Annotated in this window: 1 protein-coding gene; it reads left to right on the top strand. The window is 46.7% G+C overall.

Annotated elements, in window-relative coordinates; translation table 11 throughout:
- A partial coding sequence (locus HPC37_RS10815) for an Ig-like domain-containing protein (RefSeq protein WP_208123106.1) occupies positions 1–676 on the top strand: 676 nt, incomplete at both ends.

Genomic DNA, 676 nt, shown 5'->3' with positions numbered 1-676 from the left:
AAGTCCCAGGTGGTAATGATGGTAATGACGATGGCAAAGGTGATGAAGCCCCAGTTATCACATTCCCAGAGGATAGCAATGCTGACCGCACTTTGAATAAAGACGAAGTTGGCTCAGACAATAAGACACCAGTGAAAATTACTGTGCCTGAGGGTACAGAAGAGGGTGACACATTGGTGGTTGAGATTAATGGTGAGAAAGAGGAAATTCCAGTAACACCAGAAATCATTAAAGATGGTTACACCAAAGAAGTGCCAACTAACGACATCGACAATATCGATGTGAAAGCGCACGTGAAAGATCCTGCTGGCAACGAATCAGCTGAAGGCACTGGTAGTGTGAAAGTGGATACCACCGCACCAAATGCGCAAACCACTACATTGGTGATCGACACGGTTGCAGGTGATGATAACCAGCTGAGCCTTGACGAAGCGAAACAACCGACCGCGGAAGTAAAAGGTACTGTCACAGGCGAATTTAAAGCAGGTGATGAAGTTGTGGTTACTGTAGATGGTAACGAACACAAAACCACCGTGAATGGCGAAGGCAAGTTCACTGTAAACGTACCAGTGAGTGAGTTGCAACAAGATGCTGATAAGAAAGTGGAAGCGAAAATCACGGCAACCGATGCGGCGGGCAATAAAGGTGAAGTGACAGCTGAGCCGGCAGATTACAC

The sequence above is a fragment of the Spirabiliibacterium mucosae genome, assembly GCF_014884965.1.
Taxonomy (GTDB): domain Bacteria; phylum Pseudomonadota; class Gammaproteobacteria; order Enterobacterales; family Pasteurellaceae; genus Spirabiliibacterium; species Spirabiliibacterium mucosae.
The sequence above is the reverse complement of the archived record's forward strand: the minus strand, read 5'-3'. Positions and strand labels throughout refer to the sequence as shown.